Here is a 21,518-nt window from a genome sequence, read left to right as displayed (position 1 = left end):
TCTCAAACCGGCGTCCTCAGGCGCCCTCGGGGTGGCGCGGCTTGAACGCCGTCTCCCAGGCGCCGCCGGTATCGGCAAGCTGCACCTCGATGCACTCCACATCGAGCGCGATCGACGCCTCGCCCGCGAGCACGAGTTCGATCGTGCCTTCCGGCCCCTCCCCCTTGACGTCGAAGCGCAGGGCGAGAAGGTCGAGCACCGCTTCCATGTCGGTGCGATCGAAGCCGAGCGACCGCACGGCACTGACGCATTTGAACAGAAGGACGGCACGGCGCCGCTCGAAGCCGCGGCGCTTGCCCTCCGCCTTTTCCCAGGCGAAGCGGTTGACCACCAGGGTGAACTGCCGGCGCCGGGCGTCGTAGGCGATGCCCGCGACCTTGAAGACTGCGTCCTGCACATGGGCGGAGACGACGCCAAGGTCTTCCTCGTCGAGTGCCAGCAGTTTCAAAGCATCCATGCGATTCATCCCGTCCGTTTTATGCCCCGCATTTTAGCGGGTGATCGTCAAGGACATAGGACGTTGCGCCCGAAACCGCAACGGCTCGAGCGCGGGAAGTGACCGAAAGCGCCACAGCGGCTTTGCGCACCTGATCGGACGCGCCGAGCCGGATCAGTCGCTGACGCGCTCGACATGGGCGCCGCAGCGCGTGAGCTTCTCTTCGAGGCGCTCGAAGCCGCGGTCGAGATGGTAAACGCGCGAGACCATGGTCTCGCCCTCGGCCGCCAGGCCCGCGATGACGAGCGAAACTGAGGCCCTGAGATCCGTCGCCATCACCGGTGCACCCTTCAGCCGCGACACGCCCTCGACCTTGGCCGTCTGGCCGGAGAGCGAGATCTTGGCGCCGAGCCGCGCCAGCTCCTGCACATGCATGAAACGGTTTTCGAAGATCGTCTCGGTAATGTGGGAAACGCCGCTCGACCGGGTCATCAGTCCCATGAACTGCGCCTGGAGGTCGGTGGGGAAGCCGGGGAACGGATCGGTGACGATGTCGACCGGCTTGATGCCGGCGCCGTTGCGGACGATGCGGATGCCGTTGTTCGTCTCGCTGATCTCGGCGCCGGCGCGACGGATCGCCTCGAGCGCCGTGTCCAGGAGGCTCGCCTCGGTGTCCTCGAGAATGACGTCGCCGCCCGCCATGGCGACGGCCATGGCATAGGTTCCCGTCTCGATGCGATCGGGCAGCACGCGGTGACGGGCGCCCGAGAGCGAGCGCACGCCCTCGATGGTGACGGTGCTCGTCCCCTGCCCGCTAATCTTCGCGCCCATGGCGTTCAGGCATTTGGCAAGGTCGACGACTTCGGGCTCGCGTGCGGCATTGCCGAGCACGGTCGTGCCGTTGGCCAGCGTTGCCGCCATCATCAGCACATGCGTCGCGCCGACGGAAACCTTCGGGAACACGTAGCGCGCACCGATGAGCCCGCCTGCCGGTGCGGTGGCGTTGACGTAGCCGCCATCGATCTCGATATTGGCGCCAAGTGCTGCCAGCCCCTCGATGAAGAGATCGACCGGACGCGTTCCGATGGCGCAGCCGCCCGGCAGAGACACCCGCGCCTTGCCTTCGCGGGCCAGCAGCGGCCCGATGACCCAGAAGCTCGCGCGCATTTTCGAGACGAGTTCATAAGGCGCCGTCGTCGAAACGATGTTGCGGCTGGTGAAATGAACCGTGCGGGCATAGCTCTCGCCCTGGCGCTCGCGCCGGCCATTGACGGAAATGTCGGCACCATGATTGCCCAGGATGCGGATCAATTGCTCGACATCGGCCAGATGCGGGACGTTTTCGAGCGTCAGCGTGTCGTCGGTCAGGAGCGACGCGATCATCAGCGGCAAGGCGGCGTTCTTCGCGCCGGAGATGGGGATCACCCCGTGGAGTTCGTTTCCGCCTACAATCCTGATGCGATCCATGAGACCTCTCGAACGGGCGCTGCCCGCCTTTCTGGAAAATCGATGCCGATCCGGCATTGTTGAAGGGCGTCTCTTTAGTGGAGATGCGGTGAAATTAGAAGTGCCTTGAAAGGCGGGGGTGCAGGGAAAGCGTGGACCCGGACGGCCCCGCCTGCCGCCGGTTGCAGGACCTAATCTTCCGATTCGTCCGTTTTTGCGGCAGGCAGTCCGGATGTCTCGTCCGCAGCACCCGCCCGGCGCGCACGCATCTGCTGCTTGCGCCGCTGGAGATTGTCGCGCAGGTTCTTCGCCAGACGCAGCCGCCTCGCCTCGGCCTCGCTCGAATGCCCTGCGCCCTTTGCCCGCCCCGGCACATGCTTATTGTTATCGTCGCTCTGCATGGCCATCCATTACCGCAAAACCAGGACCTTCGGAAGCGGCAAGCCGGCCGGAGGAGAGCGAAATCGGGGAAAACCGCGAAGCTGCTTCCGAGCCGGTCCGTGCCGCAACAGGCCGCAATGGAAGAGCTTGAGCGCCCAGGACCGCGTGAGCCCGCCACCTTCCCGGCGCAGCCCGCCCAAAAACTTCGAAATGCGGCTTGCGCTCTCCCTCAAGCTATGGCAATAGGCCCCTCGCCTGATGCGGCTTGTCACGAAGCGCCGCCGGATGCTGCTATAGCTCAGGGGTAGAGCACTCCCTTGGTAAGGGAGAGGCCGAGAGTTCAAATCTCTCTAGCAGCACCATCATTTCCCCCGGAAAACACTCTTTTTTTGAGCTTTAAGGCTAGCCGGCGAAGCCGGGATGGGAACGCAGCGGCATCCCGCCGCGTCCCCATCGGAGCTACTTCACCTCGGTGACGGTCAGCTTGCCGTCGACGCGTTCGGCAACGAATTCGATCTGGTCGCCTTCCTTCAGCTTCGACAGCAGGGCTTCGTCCTTGACCCTGAAGACCATCGTCATGGCAGGCATCTCGAGAGCCTTCAGGTCCTCATGCTTCAGCGTGACCTTCTTCGCTTTGGCATCGACCTTCTTGACGGTACCTTTGGTGAAGTCGCCGGCGATGGCGCCGTAGGCCGTGCCGAGAGCGAGGGCGAAGGCGAGCGTGAACTTGACAGTCGTTTTCATGTGAGACCCTTTCCTGAGGATTTATTTCCGTGCGGCAGTCACGTCGCGGTGCATGCCCGCGTCGTAGTGACCCGGCACCAGGCACGCGATCTTGAAAGCGCCGGCATTGGTGAATTTCCAGACGATCTCGCCCGACCTTCCGGGGGCGAGACGGATCGGTTGGTTGAAGATCGTCATGCGCCATCATCCGTGTTTGGAGTGCTTCGGCGTGATCCGGGTCTTTGCGTCATCGGCCCTGGTCCAGTCCGGAAGCCCGCCCGTCCATTCCCAGGCCTGCGTTCCGGGCGGGTTTTCGTACCAGCCGGGATCGGAGTAATCGTCCGCCGAGATGCCCTCGCGCACCTTGACGACGGAGAACATGCCGCCCATCTCGATCGGCCCGTGCGGACCCCAGCCGGTCATCATGGGTATGGTGTTTTCGGGAAGCTCCATTTCCATCTTGCCCATGTCGGACATGCCGGCCGTACCCATCGGCATGTATTCCGGGTGGAGCTTCCGGATCTTTTCCGCGACCTCCTTCTTGTCGACGCCGATGAAGGTCGGGATGTCGTGTCCCATGGCGTTCATCGTGTGGTGCGACTTGTGGCAGTGGATCGCCCAATCGCCCGCGTATTTGGCGTCGAATTCGTAGGCGCGCATGGCGCCGACCGGAATGTCGATGCTGACCTCCGGCCAGCGCGCCTCCGGTCGGACCCAGCCGCCGTCGGTACATGTGACCTCGAAGTCGTAGCCGTGCATGTGGATCGGGTGGTTGGTCATGGTGAGATTGCCGACCCGCACGCGCACGCGGTCGTTCCTGGAAACGACCAGCGGGCTGATGCCCGGGAAGATGCGGCTGTTCCAGCACCACATATTGAAGTCGGTCATTTCCATGACACGCGGCACGTAGGAGCCCGGCTCGATGTCGTAGGCGTTGAGCAGGAACACGAAATCCCGGTCGACCGGCATGAATTTCGGGTCCTTGGGGTGGATCACGAAGAAGCCCATCATCCCCATGGCCATCTGCACCATCTCGTCGGAATGCGGGTGGTACATGAAGGTGCCCGACTTCACGAGATCGAACTCGTAGACGAAAGTCTTGCCGGGCGGGATGTGCGGCTGCGACAGCCCGCCGACGCCGTCCATGCCGGATGGCAGGATCATGCCGTGCCAGTGGATCGTCGTCGGCTCCGGCAGCTTGTTGGTGACGAAGATGCGGACCCGATCGCCTTCGACCGCCTCGATCGTCGGACCCGGCGACTGGCCGTTATAGCCCCAGAGATAGGCGGTCATGCCCTCCGCCATTTCGCGCTCTACCGGCTCGGCGACGAGATGGAACTCCTTGACGCCGCTGTTCATCCGGTGGGGTGCGGTCCAGCCGTTGATGGTCACCACCGGGTTGTAGTCGGGCCCGGAGGAAGGCCGGACGGGGCCTTGCGTATCCGCCGTCTCCATGAATGCCGCCTCCGGCAGGCCCATATTCGACGTTTTCGCCCAGGCGGCGGTGGATACCAGTGCGGCGCTCGCGCCGAGTAACTGTCGTCTGTTGAACATTTTGCGTGCCTTTCTCATTCGCCGTTTTCGGCGGCCGCCGCGACCTCGGTTTCGCGGGAAGCCGCGCCCCCGCCGTAGATCGCCGGAGCCAGATCCGCCTCGGCCAGCCAGAAGTCGCGCTTGGCATCGATCGCGAGCAGGATCGCATTGACCTTCTCGCGGCTGTGGGCGAGCAGTTCGAAGGGGCTGGTGATCATCCCGTTGTAGGTGAGGAGTGACTGTTCCTCGATTTCGGTGCGCAGCGGCACGACGCTGCTGCGGTAGTGCCGGGCGATGTCGTAGTTGGCGCGGTAGGCCTGATAGGCCGAGCGTGCTTCCGAGCGGACATTGACGGCCTTCTCGGCAAGAAGGTTCGCCGCCCGCATATAGGCGAGCTCGGCCTTGCGCATGCGCGCTTTGCCGCTGTCGAAGATGGGAATGACGAATTGGAGATCGGCCCGGCCCGTCGTCTCCGACGAGATGTCGCCGTCCTCCTTTGCCCGCTCGGTCTCAAAGCCGGCGAGGAGGTTGAGGTCGGTGACGTAGCGGGTGGCCTCGGTCAGATTGTAGGATCTGGCCGTCGCCTCCAGGTCGAGCTTCGCAATCTGGAGATCGACCCGCCGCCGCAGAGCTTCCGCCTCGACCTGGTCGCGCTTCATCCGACCCTTCGGCAGGGAAGCCAGCCGGTTCGGCACCTGGAACTTGACGTCCGAACCCCAGAGGCCCATCAGCCGCGTCAGTTCCTCCTTGGCCAGACGCGCCTGGAGCCGCGCCTTGGCCCCCTCTCCCGCCAGTTCGGCGTAGAAGACATGCTCGCGGGCCTGCGCCCCCTTTGTCATGGCCCCGCTCTCGCCGAGCTTTTCGGCAAGCGCGGACGCTGCGTCGGCCGCCGCCTGCGCCCGGTTGAGCTGGCCCACCGTTTCCAAAGCCGCTACGGCATTGATCCAGGCGCGCCGCGTCTCGGAAGCAAGCTGCAAGGTGCGCGAAGCGGCATCCAGCTGCGCCTTCCGGAACTCGGTGTCGGCGAGCGCGATATTCCTGTCGCGCGTGACGAGCGCAAGAATATTGGAGACGATCGCGCCCTCGACCGTCCGGAATGCCATAAGCCCCGGCGTGCCGATGCCCGTCAGCCCGACACCCACGGTCGGGTTGACGAGCATCGTCGCCTGCCAGGCGTCGGACGCCGAATCGCCGAGATCGGCATAGGCCGCCTGCAGCCCCTTGTTGTTGAGCAGCGCGACCTGGACTGCCGTCTCGACGTCGATCGACTTCTTCGCCATCAGCGCCTTCACCCGCTTGGAGACGGATCGAGCCTGTTCCTGGTTCTGCACCCACACGGTCTGCTTGCCGGCCGCTTCGGCCGTTGTCGCCGCGACGAGGGAAAATCCGGCATTCTTGACTGCGTACTCGCCAGCCGTAACGCAGCCGCCGAACACCAGCGGCAGTGAGAGCGTCGCCGCCAGCTTCATCTTTACTATGGTCATGACGCGCCCCCCTTTGGGGCTTGCGCGTCGTTCAGCTGGCGCCACGGCTTGGGATCGACCGGATTCCGGTTGGTGTAAGCCGAGACCACACCCGAATAGGCAGCGGGCCGCACGCCCGTATCGCTGGCCGGGAGTTCGCCCGAGGCGATCACATCGGGAGGCAAGGTGGCGGCGCAACCGCTCGCAAAAAGCGGCAGGACGGCCACGAAAAGCAGATGTTTCATGGATTTATCCGAATAGGAGATTGCGGCAGCGCTCGAGAGCAAGGCTTGCTCGCGAACACGCGTTCGACCCGTCAAGCGGACGGGCGCATCCTATTCAGGCGCTTGGGGGGCGGTGCAGCAGCGGCAATGCGCCCGTGGTCCCGGCCTCGTCGACGAATTCCCGGACGGGGGATATGCGGGGTCTGCCAATAGTGTCGGTCGCCGCCAGAATCGCCATGCCGGCACAAACGTCTTTACAGCATTGCTGCTTCGCGGGCTTTTCGTCGCCTGCGGCAGAGGAGTCCTGATCGCCGTGCGAATGCGCGCCGCTCGCCATATCGGAATGATCGCCCGGCTGCGCGATTTCAGACTGGGACCAGTCGCCGTGCATGGCTGCGGAGGAACTCGGCAATGCATATGCCGCCAGTGACACGAAAATCACCAGGCGGAACAGAATCAAAAGCTTCTGCGTCGTGATTCGAAGCATGCCCATGTTCAATGCCTATCATCGGGCCCAAAATTTTCAATCTTCAGCTCACGTTGACGCGCAAGGCGCATCGAGTGTGGCGCGGCCACAACGGGCGAACTTCGCCGCTGCAACCCGATTTTCAAGTTCTAGGGCTTACAACGATGGCAAGGTCAATCGGAAAAATTTCAGGGAAGAGAAGCAATTGAAAGCCTCAGGTGGCGTGGCATGCCCGCCACGGTCAGGAGATTGTTAACCATATTCTCCGTTCCTCGGGGAACAGTCCGACCGGCGCCACAGGAATAACTCTATTCCGCGGTCTTTCGCACGTGCAACCAAGCAACGGTCGGAGAAGGTGGACATGATCAAATCGGGTCTCGGCGTCACTGTCGCGGTTCTCGCGCTGTCCATCACAGTCAGCGGCATCCTGCATTTTGCGCTGTCCAGCTATCGCCCGGAGGCGAATGCCGCCGTGTCGCACGAAATCACCTCATCGATACCACGATGAAAGCGGCCGCCTTGTCAGGCGCAAAGATCGCCTGGGGACATGCGTCATGAAACGCGGCGACGTTGCTCCGGGCCGAAATCTCCCAGCTGAGCCAGAAGTTCGTCGCAGGAACACTTCTTCGTGTCCATCAGGTCGAGAATGCGCTTGGCGGCCCTGTTGGCCTCCACACCATCCCTGCCGACATTGTGCAGAGCGCACCAGATATCGAGCGCTCCGCGCATGACGTCCACGTCATCCGGAGAATAGGCCTGACGCACGAACCCCTCCCAAGGTGTACCTCAACGACCTCATCATGGGGCAATCGGGGGGAAATTCAAGGAAATAGTGAGGTACCGCAATAAGTCATATGATTGAGGGATTGGAAGCCGCAGACGCCGGCTTCTTCCCGCGTCACACCCGTACGGATTGCTCCACGAAATCCTCGCTGCCGAAGAATTTCAGATAGCGCGAGACTTCGGCCGGATCTCCCGTCGCCTTGCGCGGGTTGTCCGAGAGCTTGACGGCCGGGCGGCCATTGGCCTCACTGACCTTGCATACGATGGAGATCGGGTTGAGGCCCTTGATTTCGGTCGGAGCGCAGCCGGCGAAATCATTTGTGAGGTTGGTTCCCCAGCCGAAGCTCATGCGCACGCGCCCTTCGAAGTGGCAGTAGGTCTTGATGATCGTGTCGACGTCGAGGCCGTCGGAGAAGATCAGGAGCTTCTCCCGTGGGTCTCGGCCCATCTTCTTCCACCAGGCGATGATCTTCTCGCCTCCCTCGATGGGCGGGGCGCTGTCCGGCCGGAAGCCGGTCCAGTCCGCCACCCAGTCGGGCGCATCCCTGAGAAACGCGGCCGTCCCGAACGCGTCCGGGAGCACGATCAGGAGGTTGCCGCCATAGAGCTGGTTCCAGTCCTGCAGAACCTTGTAGGGCGCGGCCGCAAGCTCGCGGTCGTTGCGGGCAAGCGCCGCGGCCACCATCGGCAGCTCGTGCGCATTGGTGCCGACCGCCTCCAGATCGTTGTCCATTGCCAGCAGCACGTTACTGGATCCCGTGAAGGACGGGCCGATGCCTTCCTTGAGCGCCTCGACACACCAGCGCTGCCATAGGAAGCTGTGCCGCCGGCGCGTGCCGAAGTCGGAGATGCGCAGGTTCGGATGCTCGCGCAGCTGCTCGACCTTCGACCACATCTTGGCCTTGGCGCGGGCATAGAGGACGTCCAGCGTGAACGGGCCGAGCCCTTTCATCGCCGCGCGCGAGCGCAACTCGTTGATGATCGCGAGCGCGGGGATTTCCCACATCGTCGTCTCGGCCCAGCGGCCACGGAACGTCAGTTCGAACTGGCCGTCACGACGCGACAACTCGTATTCCGGAAGGCGGAATTTTGCGAGCCAGGCCAGAAATTCCGGCGAGAAGATCTGCGTGCGGCCATAGAAGCTGTTACCCGCGAGCCATATCATTTCTTTCTTGGTGAAGCGCAGGCCGCGCGCGTGGTCGAGCTGGTCGCGCAGTTCCTGCTCGTCGATCTCGTCGGCAAGGCGTACCGTCTTCGTGCGGTTGATCAGCGAAAAGGTCGCGTCCACGCCCGGATAGAGCTGCCAGATCATCTGCAGCATCAAAAGCTTGTAGAAATCCGTATCCAGCAGGCTGCGGACGATCGGATCGAGCTTCCAGGTATGGTTATAGACCCGTCGCGCGATATCGGTCTTTGGCATCTGCAATACGCTCCTCTTGGACCGTCATGACCCGCTCTGTGGCGAGGCGATCGTGGTCGATATCCTAAGTCCGGGCGGGGATGCGGCCGATGCCGTGCTTCCCCGTCCCGGGGCGCCTAGATCAGCCGGACGCCGGCATCGCGCATGCGCAGGGTCATGGCCGCGAGAGAGCCGTTCAGATCGATGCCGCGGCAGGCACCGAGCACCACCGACGTCGAAAAGCCCTGAGCGACCGCATCGAGTGCCGAGAAGCCAACGCAGAAATCGGTAGCCAGGCCGCAAAGCGTCACGCTCTTTATGCCGCGCTCGCGAAGGTAACCGGCAAGTCCGGTCGGGGTCCGGTGGTCGTTTTCGAAAAAGGCGGAATAACTGTCGATCTCGCGGCGGAAGCCCTTGCGTATGACCAGTTCCGCCGAGGTCCATCGCAGGGACGGATGAAAATCGGCACCGAGGCTCCCCTGGACGCAATGCTCGGGCCAGAGCGTCTGCTCTCCATAAGGCATCGCCACGGTCTGAAACGGAGCCTTGCCCGGATGCGTCGAGGCGAAACTCGAATGGTCGGCCGGGTGCCAGTCCTGGGTCAGGACGACATGCGGCGACGCGTCGATGAGGCGATTGACGGCAGGCACGATCTCATCGCCGCCCTCGACCGCGAGAGCACCGCCGGGGCAGAAGTCGTTCTGCAAGTCGATAACGATCAGGGCGTCGTCAGGCATTGCCTCTCGCAATCCGGCCGAGCCGCATCGGCCATCAACAAATCGATCTGGATCACGATGGTTCAGGTCGGATCGACCTAAGTGATGAACGTGATCGATTCTAATAAGTTAGAGCGGGATGCGGGCGGAAAACCGCATACACTTTTCCTCATCCCGCTCCAAGTTAGAGCGGGATGCGGGCGGAAGATCGCATACACCTTTCCTCATCCCGCTCTAAACCAGATCAACCATAGAACGCGCACCGCGGCAAGCACGTTCGGCGCTCGTGACGTGAATCTCGCGGCGAACGGGTGAACCTTATAAAGGTGATTGATTATAAGATCTTAATGCATGCCGGCCGAAAGCGTTCAGCGGCAGGCGCGTCGACACCGGCCAACGCCCGGTGTCGCGCGCCCCAAGGTCAGTTGTTCAAATCGCTGAGATTGTCGGCGACGTTCACGCCGGAATTGACGATACCGATCGGCCTTGCGACGAAATCGAGGAATTTCGTGATGTCGACAGAAGGATGGCGCGAGGCATAGATGACGTCGCGATTCTTGACCGGGAAGGTCTGACCGACGATGAGGCTGTCCGGTTTCGTCATATCGAACCGGTAGACGACCGGATAGCGCCCGACGCGGTCGGCCTTCATGCCCTTGCTCAACAGCTTGTGAAACCGCTCCTGTCCAAGCAGGCTCATGACGATGTCCGGCTCCTCGTAGCGGAAGACGAAGTAACCCTTGGCATCCACCGTCCGGTCCGAGCCGCCGCCCGCGAGCGCCACGGCCTCGAGCAGGTTGAGATCGTTGGCGCCGAATTCGACGCGCTGATTTGCGCGGACCTGGCCGAGCACGGTGAAGGTCCGCGGATCGCGCGTCACGAAGATCTGGTCGCCCGGCTTTACGTGAATGTTTTCCGACGGGCTCTCGATGATCGATTTCAGCAGGACCGTGCCGGTCTTCTTGCCGCGCACCAGGGTCACATAGGTCTCGTAGGGCTGCGCCGATGGGCCGCCCGCCTTCGCGATGACCTCGTTGATCGTCTCGCTGACGAGATTGAGAGGCACGACCGAAGGACGGCCGACGGCGCCGGAGACCGTGACGATGCGCGACGCCGTCGACGTCGACGTCACGATCACATCCGGCTCGACGGCCTTCTGTTTCAAGGCATCGAGGATCGCCTGGCGCGCCTGCTCGAGCGTCAGGCCGGCAAAACGGACCGATCCGACATAAGGAATTGCCGCCTTGCCATCGGGCTGGACGACGAGATCGATGCTCGTCTGCTTCGATTCAGTTGTGGAAAACAGCCCGTCGCTGCCCGCCTCGAAGATCGTCACCTTCAACTGGTCGCCAATGCCGATGACCACCTGACCGACGCCGCCGCCAATGCCGAAGCGGCGGCTGAGGGTTGTGGAAACATATTCGGAAACGAGCCGCGCCGACTGGCCATCGACATCTACAATATCAAATACCGTCGCGTTCCTCCTGCCGATCTCCGAGCCGGACTGGCCGGCATCCGAAACGATATCGGTTGTCAGAGGGCCCTCGCCCGGCACGGCCTGGCATCCCGCAAGCGCGGTACAAAGCAGAAGGGCAGTCACTCGTTTCACTACGACACTCCGTGTTCGGCGCAGCAATGATTCCATACAGATATCTGCGCCGCATTTTCCCGGCAGGGAATCCGCCGGTCTCTGAAAAGCACAAAGGCCGTCCCACAACAAGCCACCTCGCCGCGACAGCCGGCAAAATAATCGCGACTGCGCTCTTCCGGCCATACCGCCTCGATCTTGGTTACGAACCGTCGCGGTAATTGTATTGGACGGATCGCAGGAGACGTATATCTAGCCCTTCGGGGTTGAAAGCTAGGCACTATGAGTTAAAAGCTCACTAATACAGCGCAGGGGATAAACCCGGGGATACCCACAGAGCAGGAATGTCGCCGATTGCAATTTACGTTTGACCTTGCAATGGGCTAAGACAATTTTAACGGCAGTTCAGAGCGTTCGATCTTACATGACGGTTGAAATCATAGGGCGTGCATGCCTTGCCCCGGGAGCGAAATCTCCGCAGGCGCTGTTCAAAATCCTTCGTCAGGGCAAGTGCACCGTGACCCGCGTCCCTTCGGACCGCTGGGACCTTGCGCGATTCTGGCATCCGGTCATGGGCACGCCCGGCAAGACCTATTCGTTTGCCGCCGGCGTCCTCGACCAGATCTACGATTTCGATTCCGCCGTTTTCGGGATGTCGCAGCGCGAGGCCATGTATATGGACCCTCAGCAGCGGGTTCTGTTGCAGCTCGCCTGGCGTGCGCTCGAGGACGCCAATATTTCCGTCGCCTCGCTGCACGGTGAAAACGTCGGCGTCTATGTCGGGGCCTCCAGCCTCGATCACGCCAATCTCACGGTCGACGATCCGGCTGCCGCCGGCCCCTATTTCATGACGGGCAACACGCTGTCGATCGTCTCCAACCGTATTTCCCACGTCTTCGGCCTGAGCGGTCCGAGCATGACCGTCGACACGGCCTGTTCCTCTTCGCTCGTGGCCCTCGATCAGGCGATGCGGGCGCTGAACGCCGGAGAGATCGACACGGCCATCGTCGGCGGCGTCAATATCCTCGCCCACCCGCTTCCCTTCGTCGGCTTCGCCCAGGCGCGCATGCTCTCGCCCGAAGGGCTCTGCCGCGCCTATGACAACGACGGCGCCGGCTATGTGCGCGCCGAGGGCGGCGTCGTCTTCGTCCTGCGCCGCACGGACCGGGCGCAACGCGAGCGCGACCGGAGCTATGCGCGGATCGTCGCCACCGGCGTCAATTCGGCCGGCCGCACCAACGGCATCTCGCTGCCCTCGCGCGAGGCGCAGGCCAATCTGCTGAGGATGATCTACGAAGGCAACGGCATCGACGCCAACCAGGTCGCCTTCGTAGAAGGCCACGGTACCGGCACGAAGGTCGGCGACCCGGCTGAGGTATGGTCCATCGGCACGGTCATCGGCGCGAAGCGCCGGGCTCCGGTGCCGATCGGCTCGATAAAGTCCAATATCGGCCATACCGAGCCGGCCTCAGGCCTGTTCGGGATGCTGAAAGCGGTTCTGGCTCTGGAGAACAATTATCTGCCGGCCTCGCTGCATTTCGAGACGCCGAACGAACAGATCGACTTCGACGGACTCAATGTCCGCGTGACGGCCAATCCGATCGAGCTGCTGAAGGGCAAGCGGGCGCGGCTCGCCGGCATCAATTCCTTCGGCTTCGGCGGCGCCAACGCCCATGTCGTCATCAGCGATCCGGATCCGGCACAGGCGGAAAAGACTGCGACCTCTCCGGCGGGCCACGTGTTTCTCGCAAGCGCCCATACCGCGTCGAGCCTCGAAAACCTGCTCAGAGACTATAAGGCCGCCTTTGCGGGCGCGACGAAGGAAGAGACGCGCGCGATCGTCGCCGCCTCCGGCGCCAACCGGACGCATATGCGCCATCGGTTCGCGGCACGCAGCGATCATCCCGAAGATATCGTCCGGGCGATTGCCAACCACCTGGAAAAGCCCGGCTCCGATATCGGAGAGACGGGCGAAGCGTCAGCGAAGGAAGCAAAGGTCGCCTTCGTCTTCTCCGGCAACGGCTCGCAATGGGCCGGCATGGGTGTCGAGGCGTTCCGCGAGAATCTGCACTTCCGTCAGTCGTTCACCTCGGTCAGCGCCCTTTTCAGGTTCCATTCGGATATCGTTCTCACCGATCTCCTGACCGACCCTGGACTCGACAGGAAGCTCGCGGACACGAAGGTGGCCCAGCCGCTGCTTTTCGCGATACAGGCCGCGCTCTCCGACTCGCTCGTGGCCATGGGCATCAAGCCGACCGCCGTCTTCGGTCATTCGGTCGGCGAAATCGCTGCCGCTTATGCGGCAGGGGCGCTGTCCCTCGTCGACGCCGTGTCGATCGTCGCCAAACGATCGCTGCACCAGGACCTTCTGGCCGGCCAGGGCACGATGGCTGCCGTTATGCTGGGCGAGCAGGCAGCCAAGGCCTTCGCGGCGGAGCGCGGGCTCGACGATGTCTGCGTCGCAGCCATCAACGCTCACAATTCGGTGACGATTTCCGGCCCGGCGAACGAGATTTCGGCGTTCCGCGACGCTGCGCGCAAGGCTAAAATCCCGGTTCAGATCCTCGACATCAATTATCCGTTCCATCATCCGATCATCGATCGGGCGAAAGAGGCGTTTCTCGCCGACATCCCTGATATCGCCCCCCGCCGGACGGAGCTGGCCTATCTGTCGACCGTCACGGGTGCCGCGCTCGACGGGACTGCGCTCGATCCCGACTACTGGTGGAAGAACGTTCGCGAGCCGGTGCGTTTCCAGGCCGCTGCCGAGGCCGCGCTCGATCTCGGCTGCACGCTGTTCATCGAGATCTCGCCGCGTCCCATCCTCGGATCTTACGTCAAGGAGACGATCAAGCAGGCGGCGGTGCCGGCTTCGGTGGTGGCGACATTGCTGCGCGATGCCGGCGAGAACGGCCACGATCCGATCTCGGCATCGATGGCGCGCGCCGTCGCCCACGGTGCCGCCGTCGACCGGTCGCGTGTCTATGGCAAGCGGGACGCATTCATCGAACTGCCCGCGCTGCCTTTCGAGCCGGTAGAGCTGCGACCGGCAGTCACGACCGATGCGACGGATCTCTTCGGACGCTCCGCAAAGCCCTATCGCCTCAACGGCTGGCGCGGCGACCCCAATGCGGGAAGCTGGAAAAACCACGTCGACGCGCATCTCTTTCCCGATCTCGCCGAACACGTGGTCGACGGCAAGGCGATCCTCCCGGGCAGCGGTTTCATCGAAATCGCCGTTTCCGCCGCACAGCAATTTCACGGCAGCGACGAAGTCGAGATCACCAATCTGGAGATCGTCCGCCCGCTCGAACTGAGCGACAACCGCATCATGGAACTCTCGACCATCCTGTCGCCGGAAACCGGCGACATCGAGATCCGGTCGCGCGAGCGTCTCTCGGAGGACGACTGGACGGTGCATGCCGTCGCGCGAAGCCGCAAACCCTTGCCGACGACGAGCAACGGCTGTCCGTCCACCAAAGGCCTGGCGAAGACGGCGACCGTGACGGCGGCCAAGGCCTATGAAACGGCGAAGCAGTTCGGGCTGGACTACGGCCCGCACTTCCAGCTTCTCTCCAAAGCCGTGGCCTATGGCGACCGGCTCATCGACGTCGAGTTGAAGCATCCTCAGGCGTCGGGGCACCCCCACGTCACCTACGCCCTTCATCCGATCTCGGTCGACGCGACCTTCCACGGCCTGGTCGCACTCTTCGACCGTTTCACCGGCGACAGGGGCGGCGCCCCCTATATTCCTGTCCGTTTCGGCTCCGTACGCGTGGTCAATGCCGGCCGGGCGATCACTCGCGCGACGATCGAGATCGAGCGGGTCAGCGCCAACTCGATCAAGGCACGGTTCCATTTCTTCGACGAGACCGGCGTCGCGATCGCACATTTCGAGGATTGCCGCTTCCGCCGTACCTATCTGCGCAAGCACAAGACGCTTGAAGGCCTGTCCTTCCATTATGAGGCAGTTCTGTCCAACGCGGCCGTGCCCGGCACGAAAGTTGCGACGGCCATGCCTGCGACGCTGGCCGAGCCGATAGACGGCGATGGCGTCGACAACGCGACCCTGCTCTTCAACGCGGCCATCTATCGCGCCTGCCAGGAAATTGCCCTGAAGCTCGGCAAGGGGACCGCCACAGTGCGAGCCGACGCGCTGCCCGGGGACTTCGCTTTCCAGTGCTTCCTGACGAGCTGCCTCCTGACGCTGGAGGATGCCGGTCTTTGCGAACATCAGAACGGCAACTGGAAGGTCGCACGGGAATTCACGCTTCCGACCGTGCCGGAGATCCTTGGCGAGCTCTATGGCGACCGCCCCGACCGTGCGGTCGAAGCGGTGCTCGTCAACAACGCCTATGCGGAAGCGCTCAGCCGTCTCGACGCGCTGCTTGCTCCCCTACCTGCAGGTGACGACGCGGCTTCGTTCAATGCCGGTTTCGTCAGCGAAGCGACGCTCGACCATCAGGCCGTGCATTCCGTGGCGAGCCGGTCGCGCATGGACCAGGTGCTTCACACGGTCGAACGCGTTCTCTCGGCGCAACCGGCAGGCGCCCGGCTGCGGCTCGTCGAACTCGGCAGCGTCTCTGCCGGCTTCAGCCGCCGGCTGGCCGATCTCGCGGCGCGCAACGGTGCGGTACTTTCCATTTTCGAGCCGCGCGACAATGCACAACGGGGTCTGGAAATCGCCTTCGAGGAGGATGCGCATGTGCGCGTTCTGAAGAAGAGCGAATTCGCAGATATCGGTCCGTTCGACCTCGCAGTCAGCGCTTCGGACAATCTCTACCAGCTGATCGAAGAGGAGAGCGGGGTGCGCACGGCCCTTCGCTCGATGCTCACCGGAAGCGGGCTCGTCGCGGCCGTAAGCGCGCCGTCGATCTTCGCCGATTTCGCCTTGGGTCTCTCGGGCGGATGGTTCGAGCGCAGCCAGACGGCAGAATTCCCGATCGGCAGGATCGCTGCCGTACCCCATTGGCAGAAGTGTCTCGCAGATCTCGACCTCGGCGACGTGGTCGTGACGGATCGCGAATGCCCGCATGGGAACACCATCCTGATCGAGGCACGGGGCACGGCGGCGGCAGGCTCAGGCGCCGAGCCGGGCGAAGCCGCGACACCCTATCTGCTGATCGAGACTGCCACTGCCCCGAAACCGGTCGCGCCCGGTGGAAGAAGTGCCATTCCCGTCCGGGTGACAGGCGACCTTGCCGCAGACATGGCGACGCTCCGCGCAGCCCTAGAAGCCATGGGCGACAGACCGTTGCGCGCGGTTTTCACGTCTGAGGCGGAGCGCGCCGGCGGCGACGGTTCGGACCTGTTGCAGACGCGCGTATTGGCGCTCAGCGCCTTTGCCGAGGCATTGAAACAGCATCTCGCCGGCGTCGAGCCGGAAGGCGACGACCGGCCGCGCCTCGTGCTCGTGGCCCCGGGCGGCGCTCCCCTGTCAGCCTCGGCAAGCTCCGGGCTGAATTCCGGATTGTGGGCCTTCGCCCGCGTCCTTCAGAACGAATATGAGTTCATCGACATTCATGCGCTCGATGTTGCCGGCGCTGCCGACGTCGCCCGCAAGGATATGCTTGCCGCAGCGCTTTCCCTGCTGACGGTTTCGGGACAGAACCGGGAATGGCTGCTGGACCAGAAGACGGGCCTGCTTTCGGAGCTTCGGGCCGTACCCGGCGCAACGAACAAGGCCGACGGGAAAACCAGCGCATTTGCGGCCGCGACCATTCGCCAGCGCGTCAGTTCGCAGGTTGCAAGCATCGCCTGGGAAGAGGCGAGCGTACCGGAGCCGGGACCCGGCGAGGTGGTCGTCGCCGTCGCGGCAACCGGCTTGAATTTCCGCGACGTGATGTGGGCCATGGGCCTGTTGCCGGAAGAGGCGTTGGAAGACGGCTTTGCCGGGGCGACGATCGGCATGGAACTATCCGGCCACGTGGTCGCCGTCGGCGAAGGGATTGACGATCTCGCAGTCGGCGATGCGGTGATGGCGATCGCCTCCGCCGCCTTCTCGACCCATGCGGTCGTCGCGCGCGCAGGCATTGCCAAGCTGCCCCGAGCGATGAGCCCGGTGGCCGCGGCCACCTTGCCGGTCGCCTTCCTTACCGCCTATTACGCCATTGTCGAACTCGGCCGCATTCAGGCTGGAGAGACGATTTTGATCCACGGTGCTGCCGGCGGCGTCGGCCTCGCCGCGCTCCAGGTCGCAAAGCTCAAGGGCGCCAAGGTCATCGCCACGGCGGGAACGCGCGAAAAGCGGCGCTTCCTGACGATGCTCGGCGCCGATCATGTCTTCGATTCGCGTTCGCTCGGCTTCGTCGACGATGTCCGTTCGGTCACCCGCGGGGAAGGCGTCGACCTCGTGCTCAACTCGCTTTTCGCCGAGGCGATGGAGCAGAGCCTCTCGCTGGTGAAACCCTTCGGCCGGTTCCTGGAGCTCGGCAAACGCGACTATTACGCCGACAGCAAGATCGGGCTCAGGCCGTTTCGCCGCAATGTCAGCTATTTCGGCATCGACGCCGATCAGCTGCTGGTGAATGCGCCGGATCTGACCAGGCGCATCTTCATGGAGATCGGAGCGCTCTTCGAGGAAGGCAAGCTCACGCCGCTTCCCTATCGCGCCTTCGACTACGATGAAATCGGCAATGCCTTCCGGCTGATGCAGAATGCCGGGCATATCGGCAAGATCGTGGTGCTACCGCCTGTTGCCGGCCGGCACGAGGTGACCGCGAAGGCTCTAAGGGGTATGAAGGTCGACCCGGACGGCGTCCATCTCGTCGTCGGCGGCATCGGCGGCTTCGGCCTCGTCGCCGCCAATTGGCTCGTCGAGAAAGGCGCCCGCCGGATTGCGCTTTGCTCCCGCCGGGGACAGGCGGACGCGGAAACGCACGCGATGATCGAGCGCTGGCAAAATGGCGGCGTTGCGGCTTCGGTCCATGCTTGCGACATCACGGATGCCGCGGCCGTGGAGACGCTTCTGGCGACGCTTCGTTCGGAAGCACCACTTCGCTCCGTCGTTCACGCGGCGATGGTGCTCGACGATGCGCTGATCAGCAATCTGAGCCGCGAACGCAACCGGCCTGTCATCGACACGAAAGCCAAGGGCGCGGCGATCCTCGATCGCCTAACCCGTGGTGACAGGCTCGACAACTTCATCCTGTTCTCCTCGGCGACGACGCTGGTCGGCAATCCCGGCCAGGCGAACTATGTCGCCGCCAACGGCTATCTCGAAGGCCTCGCCCGCGCACGGCGCCAGGAGGGCCTGGCAGGGCTCGCGGTCGGCTTCGGCGCGATTGCCGATGCCGGTTACCTGACGCAGAACGCCGACGTCAACGACCTGCTCGCCAAGCGTATCGGCAAAACGGCGTTGAAGGCCCAGGTGGCGCTCGACATGGTGGAGAACCACATCGCCGCGGATCCGGGCACGGTCGACGCGGCCGTCGTGATGATCTCCGAGATCGACTGGACAGCTGCGCGGAATCTGCCGGTCGCTCGCAACGCGCTCTTCGAGGTGATCCTGCGCAGCGCCGATCAGCATGCCACAGGCGCCGAAGGCACGAAGATGGACCTCGTCGCGATGATCGAGGGCAAATCGCCTCAGGAGGCCGAGGACATCCTCTTCGATCTGGTTGCGAGCGAGATCGCCGCCATCCTCCGCGTGTCGAAGGATACGGTCACTCGCGGAAAAATATTGAAGGAGATCGGTCTCGACAGCCTCATGGCCGTTGAACTCGGCATGAGTTTCCAGCAGAACACCGGCTTCGACATGCCTTTGAGCGGCGTCGCGGATAATACCACTGTCGGTGACATTGCACGCAAGCTTCATGAAAAGGTAAGCAAGCGCGATCAGGGCAACGAGAACGAGGCCGGGGACGACAAGCTCGTGACCGAACTTGCGCAACGCCATGTCGGAGCGGACAAGGAAAAAGCACTGAGCCAATGAGCAGCGACGGAAACGACCAGACTTTCCCGAAGATGAACAGCACGCTCAAGGAGAGTCTGCTGGACAGGATGCGGAACACGCATCAATCGTCCGAGCGCAACCGGATGGCGCGCTCGGAGCGGGAGCTGCCGCCGGCTCCGCGTCGCCAGCAGGCGCGTTTCGAGGATCTGCCCGAATATAAGCAGGTCCTTACCCAGAAGATCGCCAGCGAGCAACTCGGCATCGCCAACCCGTTCTACCGGCCGCATCAGACGGCGGCCGGTGCGACGACGATGATCGATGGCCGCAAGCTGATCAACTTCGCCTCCTACGACTATCTCGGGCTCAACCGGCATGCTCACGTCCTCGAGCGTGCGCGCGAGACGATCGCCGGCTTCGGGATTTCCGCGTCGGCAAGCCGCCTCGTCGCCGGCGAACGGCCGCAGCATGTGGAGCTCGAAGAAAAGATCGCGCAATTCTACGGCGTCGATGCCGCCGTCTGTTTCGTAAGCGGCTACCTGACCAATGTCGCCGCAATCAGCTGCCTGATGGGGCCGAAGGACCTCGTCATCCACGACGAGTTCATCCACAACAGCGCGCTCGCCGGGATCAAGCTTTCAGGCGCGGCACGCCGCTTCTTCAAGCACAACGACACCGCGGATCTCGAACATGTGCTGCGCACCGTCGCCGGTGACTACCGGCGCATCCTGGTCATCGTCGAGGGCATCTACTCGATGGACGGCGACGTCGCCAATCTGCCGGCGCTTCTGAAGCTCAGGGCCGAATACGGCTTCTGGCTGATGGTCGACGAGGCGCATTCGCTGGGAGTCCTCGGCCGGCACGGCAGGGGCCTCGCCGAACATTTCGGGGCCGATCCGCACGAAGTCGACATCTGGATGGGAACATTGTCGAAGACCACGTCGAGCTGCGGCGGCTACATAGCAGGAAGCGCCGCTTTGGCGGCCGTCCTGAAGGCATCTGCCGGCGGCTTCGTCTATAGCGTGGGCCTCGCGCCCGTGCTTGCCGCATCCGCGGTCGCCAGCTTCGACGTGCTGGCAAGCGAACCGGAACGCACGGCGGCGGTGAGACGCAACGGCAGCCTTTTCCTGAAGCTGGCCAAGGAGGCCGGCCTCGACACGGGGCTGAGCGGCGGCTTTTCGGTCGTGCCCGTGATCGTCGGCGATTCGCTGCGCGCCGTCCAGCTTTCGAACGACCTGCTCGCCGCAGGCGTCAACGTGCTGCCGATCATCCACCCGGCGGTGCCGGAAGGACAGGCGCGCTTGCGCTTCTTCATCACCTGCGACCACACGGAGGAACAGATCCGCCGCACCGTCACATTGACGGCCGAACGCCTGAAGGATCTTACCGACCGCAATTTCGGGCTCGGCGGCGTCGATATCGAGAAGATGCTGAGTGCGCTCTCGGCGCGCTGACCACGAGCCGCCGCAAGCGGGCGGCCAACGGGTGCGTCCATGACACATGTGATCATCACCGGCGGCTCGAGCGGAATAGGCCTCGCGGTCGCCTCGATCTACGCGGCCCGGGGAGCGAGGCTCTCTCTTGTCGCACGCTCGCGCGACCTTCTGGAACAGGCAGCACAGAAGCTGGTGGCCGAACACGGCCTCGAAGCCGAAGCGGTCCGCATCGAGGCCGCCGACGTCTCCAAAGGAGAGGAGATCGAGGCCGCGATCTTGCGCTGTGTGGAGACGTTCGGACCCTGCGACGTTCTCGTGACCTCGGCAGGCGTCGTCGAACCGGCGTCCTTCGAGGCGATGCAGGGCGCGGCCTTCCAGCGACAGATGGAAACGAACTTTTCGGGCACGGTGCATGCCGTGCGCGCCGTTTATCCGGACATGAAGGAGCGGCGCAGCGGCCATATTCTGATGGTCTCTTCGGGCGCCGGCCTGATCGGAATCTACGGCTATACGGCCTACTGCGCCTCGAAGTTCGCCCTCGGCGGCTTCGCCCAGGCATTGCGCAGCGAAGCACGCGTCCACAACGTCGGCATATCGATCTGCTTTCCACCCGATACCGTGACGCCGCAATTCACGAGGGAGCTTGCCGCCCGGCCGCAGGAGGCCAGCCTGATCATGGGAACCGTCCGCCCATGGACGGCCGAGGCGGTTGCGCGAAAGATCGTCGACGGGATCGACCGGCGGCGATTCGAGATTTATTTCGGCGCGATCTTATATCTTCTCGGCCGCTTCGGGCCGGCGGTCAGGCCTTTCCTCAATTGGTGGTTCGATCGGGCGATCGCGCGCAACAGTGGACTGTGACGGCGGCGCCCCCGGCCATGCTTGTGCCAGCCAATATTAGGCTTTAGAGCACTTCCAGGAAAAGTGTGTAACGGTTTTCCGTCCGGAAGAGCGTTGGATCAAATGGTTAGAGCATTTCAGTGTTTCCATGAAACATTGAAATGCTCTAAGTGTCGGGAGAAGCCTTCTGCCG

Annotated in this window: 16 protein-coding genes, 1 tRNA gene and 1 pseudogene; 5 read left to right on the top strand and 13 right to left on the bottom strand. The window is 63.4% G+C overall.

Annotated elements, in window-relative coordinates; all coding sequences use genetic code 11:
• Window positions 1–16: 16 nt before the first annotated feature.
• The 3 genes from CN933_RS06220 to CN933_RS06210 all read right to left on the bottom strand — a co-directional run bounded on the left by CN933_RS06220 (window position 17) and on the right by CN933_RS06210 (window position 2,289).
• A complete protein-coding gene (locus CN933_RS06220) occupies window positions 17–457 on the bottom strand; it encodes a DUF2948 family protein (RefSeq protein ID WP_018094176.1) in 441 nt (146 codons plus the stop codon).
• Between the two features lie 153 nt (window positions 458–610).
• On the bottom strand, window positions 611–1,903 hold the full coding sequence (murA, locus tag CN933_RS06215; RefSeq protein WP_018094175.1) for a UDP-N-acetylglucosamine 1-carboxyvinyltransferase: 1,293 nt from the start codon (window positions 1,901–1,903) through the stop codon (window positions 611–613).
• A 170-nt stretch (window positions 1,904–2,073) separates the two neighbouring features.
• A complete protein-coding gene (locus tag CN933_RS06210) occupies window positions 2,074–2,289 on the bottom strand; it encodes a hypothetical protein (protein WP_018094174.1) in 216 nt (71 codons plus the stop codon).
• 261 nt (window positions 2,290–2,550) lie between these two features.
• On the opposite strand from CN933_RS06210, the gene CN933_RS06205 reads away from it, so the two are divergent.
• Window positions 2,551–2,625: transfer RNA gene (locus tag CN933_RS06205), tRNA-Thr, on the top strand.
• A 97-nt stretch (window positions 2,626–2,722) separates the two neighbouring features.
• Here the strand turns inward: CN933_RS06205 and CN933_RS06200 are convergent.
• From CN933_RS06200 to CN933_RS06175, 6 genes and pseudogenes are all read right to left on the bottom strand, one after another.
• Window positions 2,723–3,007: a copper-binding protein gene (locus CN933_RS06200; RefSeq protein WP_018094173.1), complete on the bottom strand. Its 285-nt coding sequence runs from the start codon at window positions 3,005–3,007 to the stop codon at window positions 2,723–2,725.
• Between the two features lie 21 nt (window positions 3,008–3,028).
• Window positions 3,029–3,163, bottom strand: a pseudogene (locus CN933_RS06195) (cupredoxin domain-containing protein); the annotation flags it as partial.
• 27 nt (window positions 3,164–3,190) lie between these two features.
• Window positions 3,191–4,540 (bottom strand): multicopper oxidase family protein, encoded by a 1,350-nt coding sequence (locus CN933_RS06190; protein WP_026168530.1) that lies wholly within the window; start codon window positions 4,538–4,540, stop codon window positions 3,191–3,193.
• A 14-nt stretch (window positions 4,541–4,554) separates the two neighbouring features.
• Window positions 4,555–6,003 (bottom strand): TolC family protein, encoded by a 1,449-nt coding sequence (locus CN933_RS06185; protein WP_102761361.1) that lies wholly within the window; start codon window positions 6,001–6,003, stop codon window positions 4,555–4,557.
• Window positions 6,000–6,227, bottom strand: coding sequence for a hypothetical protein (locus tag CN933_RS06180; RefSeq protein ID WP_026168529.1), 228 nt, complete (start codon window positions 6,225–6,227; stop codon window positions 6,000–6,002). The genes CN933_RS06185 and CN933_RS06180 overlap by 4 nt, the downstream gene beginning before the upstream one ends.
• Before the next feature lie 94 nt (window positions 6,228–6,321).
• Window positions 6,322–6,699, bottom strand: a complete 378-nt coding sequence (locus CN933_RS06175) for a hypothetical protein (protein WP_018094168.1) — start codon at window positions 6,697–6,699, stop codon at window positions 6,322–6,324.
• Between the two features lie 334 nt (window positions 6,700–7,033).
• Between CN933_RS06175 and CN933_RS06170 the strand changes: the two genes are divergently transcribed.
• The gene (locus tag CN933_RS06170) at window positions 7,034–7,180 is read left to right on the top strand and encodes a hypothetical protein (protein WP_013843957.1); all 147 of its coding nucleotides are present in this window, start codon (window positions 7,034–7,036) and stop codon (window positions 7,178–7,180) included.
• A 44-nt stretch (window positions 7,181–7,224) separates the two neighbouring features.
• On the opposite strand, the gene CN933_RS06165 is transcribed toward CN933_RS06170, so the two are convergent.
• The 4 genes from CN933_RS06165 to CN933_RS06145 form a co-directional block, all read right to left on the bottom strand.
• Complete coding sequence (locus tag CN933_RS06165) at window positions 7,225–7,437, bottom strand: hypothetical protein (protein ID WP_004435886.1); 213 nt, start codon at window positions 7,435–7,437, stop codon at window positions 7,225–7,227.
• Window positions 7,438–7,570: 133 nt separating this feature from the next.
• Window positions 7,571–8,875 carry a nicotinate phosphoribosyltransferase gene (gene pncB / locus CN933_RS06160; protein WP_018094167.1) on the bottom strand — a complete coding sequence of 435 codons (1,305 nt, stop codon included), beginning with the start codon at window positions 8,873–8,875 and terminating at the stop codon, window positions 7,571–7,573.
• A 116-nt stretch (window positions 8,876–8,991) separates the two neighbouring features.
• Window positions 8,992–9,591, bottom strand: a complete 600-nt coding sequence (pncA, locus tag CN933_RS06155) for a bifunctional nicotinamidase/pyrazinamidase (protein WP_018094166.1) — start codon at window positions 9,589–9,591, stop codon at window positions 8,992–8,994.
• A gap of 400 nt (window positions 9,592–9,991) precedes the next feature.
• Window positions 9,992–11,179 (bottom strand): polysaccharide biosynthesis/export family protein, encoded by a 1,188-nt coding sequence (locus CN933_RS06145; protein WP_018094165.1) that lies wholly within the window; start codon window positions 11,177–11,179, stop codon window positions 9,992–9,994.
• 403 nt (window positions 11,180–11,582) lie between these two features.
• Here CN933_RS06145 and CN933_RS06140 point away from each other — a divergent pair, with 403 nt between their 5' ends.
• From CN933_RS06140 to CN933_RS06130, 3 genes are read left to right on the top strand one after another with little or no spacing between them, the layout of a single operon-like run.
• Window positions 11,583–19,091 carry a type I polyketide synthase gene (locus tag CN933_RS06140; RefSeq protein ID WP_102761359.1) on the top strand — a complete coding sequence of 2,503 codons (7,509 nt, stop codon included), beginning with the start codon at window positions 11,583–11,585 and terminating at the stop codon, window positions 19,089–19,091.
• Window positions 19,088–20,503: an aminotransferase class I/II-fold pyridoxal phosphate-dependent enzyme gene (locus CN933_RS06135; RefSeq protein ID WP_102761358.1), complete on the top strand. Its 1,416-nt coding sequence runs from the start codon at window positions 19,088–19,090 to the stop codon at window positions 20,501–20,503. The genes CN933_RS06140 and CN933_RS06135 overlap by 4 nt, the downstream gene beginning before the upstream one ends.
• 39 nt (window positions 20,504–20,542) lie before the next feature.
• Window positions 20,543–21,346: an SDR family oxidoreductase gene (locus CN933_RS06130; protein ID WP_018094162.1), complete on the top strand. Its 804-nt coding sequence runs from the start codon at window positions 20,543–20,545 to the stop codon at window positions 21,344–21,346.
• Window positions 21,347–21,518: the final 172 nt, after the last annotated feature.

The organism is Sinorhizobium sp. M4_45 (assembly GCF_002885915.1).
Classification (GTDB): Bacteria; Pseudomonadota; Alphaproteobacteria; order Rhizobiales; family Rhizobiaceae; genus Sinorhizobium; species Sinorhizobium meliloti_A.
The sequence above is the reverse complement of the archived record's forward strand: the minus strand, read 5'-3'. Positions and strand labels throughout refer to the sequence as shown.

Coding starts and splice junctions, on each gene's coding strand:
- CN933_RS06220 (WP_018094176.1), bottom strand. CDS start 457: ATGGATGCTTTGAAACTGCTGGCACTCGACGAGGAAGACCTTGGCGTC.
- murA (WP_018094175.1), bottom strand. CDS start 1,903: ATGGATCGCATCAGGATTGTAGGCGGAAACGAACTCCACGGGGTGATC.
- CN933_RS06210 (WP_018094174.1), bottom strand. CDS start 2,289: ATGGCCATGCAGAGCGACGATAACAATAAGCATGTGCCGGGGCGGGCA.
- CN933_RS06200 (WP_018094173.1), bottom strand. CDS start 3,007: ATGAAAACGACTGTCAAGTTCACGCTCGCCTTCGCCCTCGCTCTCGGC.
- CN933_RS06190 (WP_026168530.1), bottom strand. CDS start 4,540: ATGTTCAACAGACGACAGTTACTCGGCGCGAGCGCCGCACTGGTATCC.
- CN933_RS06185 (WP_102761361.1), bottom strand. CDS start 6,003: ATGACCATAGTAAAGATGAAGCTGGCGGCGACGCTCTCACTGCCGCTG.
- CN933_RS06180 (WP_026168529.1), bottom strand. CDS start 6,227: ATGAAACATCTGCTTTTCGTGGCCGTCCTGCCGCTTTTTGCGAGCGGT.
- CN933_RS06175 (WP_018094168.1), bottom strand. CDS start 6,699: ATGGGCATGCTTCGAATCACGACGCAGAAGCTTTTGATTCTGTTCCGC.
- CN933_RS06170 (WP_013843957.1), top strand. CDS start 7,034: ATGATCAAATCGGGTCTCGGCGTCACTGTCGCGGTTCTCGCGCTGTCC.
- pncB (WP_018094167.1), bottom strand. CDS start 8,875: ATGCCAAAGACCGATATCGCGCGACGGGTCTATAACCATACCTGGAAG.
- pncA (WP_018094166.1), bottom strand. CDS start 9,591: ATGCCTGACGACGCCCTGATCGTTATCGACTTGCAGAACGACTTCTGC.
- CN933_RS06140 (WP_102761359.1), top strand. CDS start 11,583: ATGACGGTTGAAATCATAGGGCGTGCATGCCTTGCCCCGGGAGCGAAA.
- CN933_RS06135 (WP_102761358.1), top strand. CDS start 19,088: ATGAGCAGCGACGGAAACGACCAGACTTTCCCGAAGATGAACAGCACG.
- CN933_RS06130 (WP_018094162.1), top strand. CDS start 20,543: ATGACACATGTGATCATCACCGGCGGCTCGAGCGGAATAGGCCTCGCG.